This is a genomic window from Kroppenstedtia sanguinis (assembly GCF_050433445.1).
GTDB lineage: Bacteria > Bacillota > Bacilli > Thermoactinomycetales > DSM-45169 > Kroppenstedtia > Kroppenstedtia sanguinis.
Genome location: NZ_JBNPXF010000047.1, coordinates 1 through 4,464, shown reverse-complemented (window position 1 = coordinate 4,464; position 4,464 = coordinate 1). Strand labels below are relative to the sequence as shown.

The window sequence follows — 4,464 nt, the reverse complement described above, 5'->3', positions numbered from 1 at the left end:
CCCCTGGATCCGCAAACGATGATGGGCGCGCAAGCCTCACGGGATCAGTTTGAGAAGATCATGAGCTACCTGGATATCGGGAAGCAGGAAGGGGCCAAGGTGCTGACTGGTGGTCAGGCTTTTAAAAACGAACAATATCCGGATGGGTTTTATGTGCAGCCCACCGTTTTCGAAGGAAACAATAAAATGCGGATCTTCCAGGAAGAGATCTTCGGACCGGTGGTTTCGGTCACCACCTTTAAAGATGAGAAGGAGCTTTTGGAGATCGCCAACGACACCCTGTACGGGCTGGGTGCTGGGCTCTGGTCTCGGGATACGCACCAAGCCTACCAGATCGCTCGTCAAATCGAGGCCGGCCGGGTCTGGGTCAACTGCTACCACCAGTACCCCGCCCACGCCGCTTTCGGCGGATACAAGCAATCGGGTATCGGCCGGGAGACCCACAAGATGATGCTGGAACACTATCAGCAGACGAAAAATCTCCTCATCTCCTACGATCAAAACCCCACCGGGTTGTTCTGATCCGAAAAAGGGATGGACATGAGGGAGGGGACCTCCTTTTCACTGGAAGTTCCTCCTGAGTCTTCGGTTCATAAATCCACTCCCGACCTTTTACAGAAAAAGAATGATATCGACTGGAGACTCCTCGATATCAAGGTTTAAGAAACAAAAATGGCCCGCACTGTCATGAGGCGGGTCATTTCTTTTTTTCTTTTCTCTTCATCTCTTTCTTTAAATTCTTTAACGATTCATACTGACTTATTTTCCGATAAAGGGTTGTACGGCTGATCCCTAACAACCGGGAGGATTCGGAAATATTACAGTTGGTTTTCTCCAATACCTCGCGTATCGTTTTCTCTTCTTGGTTTTCTAATAAAAAACCTTGCTTCATGTTCATTTGAGGATGATCAATGTCACTGGCCGAAATTACCCTGGATTTCCGTAATATAAAGGCGTTATAACAGGCTTGCCGGACAACCTGCTTCAGCTCCCGCACATTCCCCGGCCAATGGTACATCGTCAATTTTTTCATCCCCAAATCGTCGAGGTAAAGGTAGTCGGCCTCCAACTCATTGGCCATTTCCTCTAGGAAAAAGTCGATCATCTGCGGGATATCCTCCCGTTCCCGAAGAGGGGGGATCCGTATCTCAAACTCACACAAACGATAATACAGGTCAGATCGGAAGGTCCCCTTCTGAATCTCGACGGGAAGGTCCCGATTCGTCGCGGCTACGATGCGAACATCGACTGGACGCGGACGGTGACCGCCAATCCGGGTGACGTGCTTTTCTTCTAAAACTCTTAGTAGAACCGTTTGTGAGGCTAAGGGGAGTTCCCCGATTTCGTCGAGAAAAAGAGTTCCTTGATCGGCTGCCTCAAACTTCCCCTTTTTCCCTTCTTTATGTGCCCCAGTAAACGCTCCTTTTTCATACCCGAACAACTCAGATTCGATAAGATTCTCTGGGAGCGCTCCGCAATTTACAACTAAGAAAGGCCCATTTCTTCCGCTCGAGTTATGGATGGTACGAGCCACCCAGTCTTTTCCCGAACCAGTTTCTCCTTGGATTAAGACGGTAGCTTTGGTTGGAGCGATCGCTTGAGCAATATTTAATGCTTTTTTCATTTTTTCGCATTCACTAACGAAATGGGAATCAATTTCATTTTTGGATTTTCGTCGGGGGATGGGTTTTACCATTCCGTGGTATAATCTTTTTCGATTGTCTAAAACTGCATGGACCATCCACTTGGTTTGTTTATCATTCTCTGCAGACTTTAACGACACGACCCTAGAACTGTAACCGTTGGAGGACAAAATTTCATCGGTTTCTTCTTGAAACCAGTTGGATAATGGTTTCCCTATGCACTCCTGTATCGACTGCCCTAGCATTTTGGCAGCCTGTCTATTTAACCTTGTTATGACGCCGTCTTGATTTACCGATAGCAAAGGCTGGTGGTGTTCGTTTAATAACAGATTATTTTCATTCAAAGCTAAGGTAAGCTCATTTTTTGTCTGTTGAAGGGTCAATCTGGCTTCACATGCTTGTGCGGCAGCAACCACCATTCCCAAGGTGTGGGGATGATGAGATCGTGCATCTCCACTAACATCTAAAATACAAAGCAGTTCTCCCGTCGGTGAATATATAGGAGCCGCGTAGCAGGATAAAAAGTGATTTTCTTTACAAAAGTGTTCGTCCCCCACGACACTGATCGGTTTTTTTTCAAAAATAGCTGTCCCAATCGCATTGGTTCCTTTGACACTCTCATCCCAATTTGCTCCTGTATCTAACCAAACGTTTTTAGCTCGTTCAGAAAAAGGAGGCTCTCCCCAAGCATTAACAATATAACTATCGGAATCCGAGACAATCACCATGAACTCTGATTGTTTAAATTGTAGAAAAAGGTGCTCGAGAATGTCATCCGTAGCTTGAAAAAACTCTCTCAAGTTGTCTTGGCGATCCTTTAACTCTCCTCCTTTAAGAATATCGTTTACAGCACGATGTCGTTCAACTCCAAGTTCACGACTTCGTTCCCAAGACTGTTTGATTGGTTGATGACGATCAGGAAACATAGAACCCCTCCTTCACCTCTACATTATAAATTCCCAATCTTTGAACGGACAAAAGTGTAACAAATTGTAACGTTGTTCTGTAAATGGCCAATATGTGTTTTTGAATATACGCAATACTAGTAAGAATCCCATTTGGCATGTTATTTGCAAACCTTTAGGGTAACTTCTCATATAAGGAGGAAGTATTTTATGGGTAAAAAGATGCAAGCTGCCGTGGTTCACGATTTTTCAAAGCCTTTAAGTGTAGAAGAGGTGGACTTGCCGGATCCTCTCGCTAACCAAGCCAGCGTAAAGATCGAAACCTCAGGATTGTGTCACACGGACATCCATGCTGCTCATGGAGATTGGCCAATCAAACCGAAGCTCCCCTTAATTCCCGGGCATGAAGGAGTTGGCATCGTCGAAAGCTTAGGGAAAAATGTTAGAAGCGGAATTAAAGAAGGGGATCGGGTGGCCATTCCATGGTTGGGTTATGCATGTGGCTACTGCGAGTACTGCACATCTGGATGGGAAACTTTGTGTGAAGATCAATTAAATACTGGTTATGCGATCGATGGGACCTTTGCGGAATATGCCAACGCTTACGCTGATCAAGTAGTAAAAATACCGAAAGGCGTCGACTCGATGGAAGCAGCCCCTCTAATTTGTGCGGGGGTCACCACATATAAAGCGGTAAAGGTGGCTGGCACACGCCCTTCAGACTTGGTTGCAGTTTTTGGAATTGGTGGGCTGGGTCATCTGGCTTTGCAATATGCCAAAATAGCTGGAGCATCTGTAGTTGCGGTCGATCTATTTGAAGAGAAACTCAGTTTGGCAAAAGAGCTCGGGGCGGATTATACAGTTAATGCCCGAACCCAAGACCCGGTAGAGGAAATCAAAAAACTGGGAGGGGCCGACCAAGCCATCTGTGTGGCGGTAGCACCCCAAGCCTTTGAACAAGCTTATCACTCCTTGCGCCGAGGTGGAAAAGTTGTCTTTGTGGCTCTTCCAAAAGACAATGATGTAAGACTGCCCATTTTTGAAACCGTTCTTAATGGAGTTTCAGTTCTTGGATCTATTGTTGGGACAAGGGTGGACCTAAAGGAAGTATTTGAACTTCATGCGGCCGGAAAAACCCGAGTCGTTCACGAAAAACGGCATTTGCATGATGTCAACGAGGCGTTGAAAGAAGTGGAAGAAGGAAAAGCCAAGGCAAGGCTAGTTTTTGAGATGTAATTCAATGTAATTAGGCCAAGGAGGTCAAGATGAAGGAATCCCTTATTCCCCGGGTAACAGCTTCTGAAAAAGCAAAATGTTATATTTATAATTGGGCAAAATCTTATACGGACCCTTTTTTGTATCAATTTGAGTTAAATCAATCCCCGCTTATGTTGTCGTTTCAAAAATATCAACCCGGTTCCGAGGATGTCCTATTCGGGGAATTAGAGGGCCTTCCGGTCTTGGTGACAGGATCATATTGACTTTGTTTTTGCCATTCAAACATGGAATACCTGTACAAATAAAGGGCACTGTCGAGCTTAATGACAGTGCCCTTTATTAATGGCTCATTTTTTAACCCCGATAAACAAGCCTCCTCTTTTTAATGCAGTATCAATTTTGCTGTTTGTTCGTTTTTTTCTGTTCTCCAAATTTTGATTTCATTTTGGATCCCTCCTTCACCCACAATAAAATATTCCTTAAAAAGCCTTCGATAATGTAAGGAGTTTTATCTCATTAGGGTACAGTTAAATGGGATATTCCTTAGCCTTGATATCATAGAGCCTGTACGTGTCTTAATTACTTGTCTGAGCCTTTTGCAGATTTCAAACCCCTTGAGCAGCAAGGCTCCTCAGGCATAGAAAAAGGACTTCACCCCATCATGGAGAAGTTTTCAAGTGACCAAACCGAAAACCCAT

4 protein-coding genes are annotated in these 4,464 nt (G+C 44.9%); 3 read left to right on the top strand and 1 reads right to left on the bottom strand.

The features are described 5' to 3' along the window. A partial coding sequence (locus tag JOD24_RS15960; RefSeq protein ID WP_429247343.1) for an aldehyde dehydrogenase family protein occupies positions 1-522 on the top strand: 522 nt, incomplete at its 5' end. A gap of 175 nt (positions 523-697) precedes the next feature. Here the strand turns inward: JOD24_RS15960 and JOD24_RS15955 are convergent. Then, positions 698-2,569, bottom strand: coding sequence for a sigma-54-dependent Fis family transcriptional regulator (locus tag JOD24_RS15955; protein ID WP_429247342.1), 1,872 nt, complete (start codon positions 2,567-2,569; stop codon positions 698-700). Between the two features lie 201 nt (positions 2,570-2,770). Here JOD24_RS15955 and adhP point away from each other — a divergent pair, with 201 nt between their 5' ends. Together adhP and JOD24_RS15945 are read left to right on the top strand one after the other, a co-directional pair. After that, positions 2,771-3,784 (top strand): alcohol dehydrogenase AdhP, encoded by a 1,014-nt coding sequence (gene adhP / locus JOD24_RS15950; protein WP_091572659.1) that lies wholly within the window; start codon positions 2,771-2,773, stop codon positions 3,782-3,784. Positions 3,785-3,813: 29 nt separating this feature from the next. Further along, on the top strand, positions 3,814-4,029 hold the full coding sequence (locus tag JOD24_RS15945) for a hypothetical protein (protein WP_429247341.1): 216 nt from the start codon (positions 3,814-3,816) through the stop codon (positions 4,027-4,029). Positions 4,030-4,464: the final 435 nt, after the last annotated feature.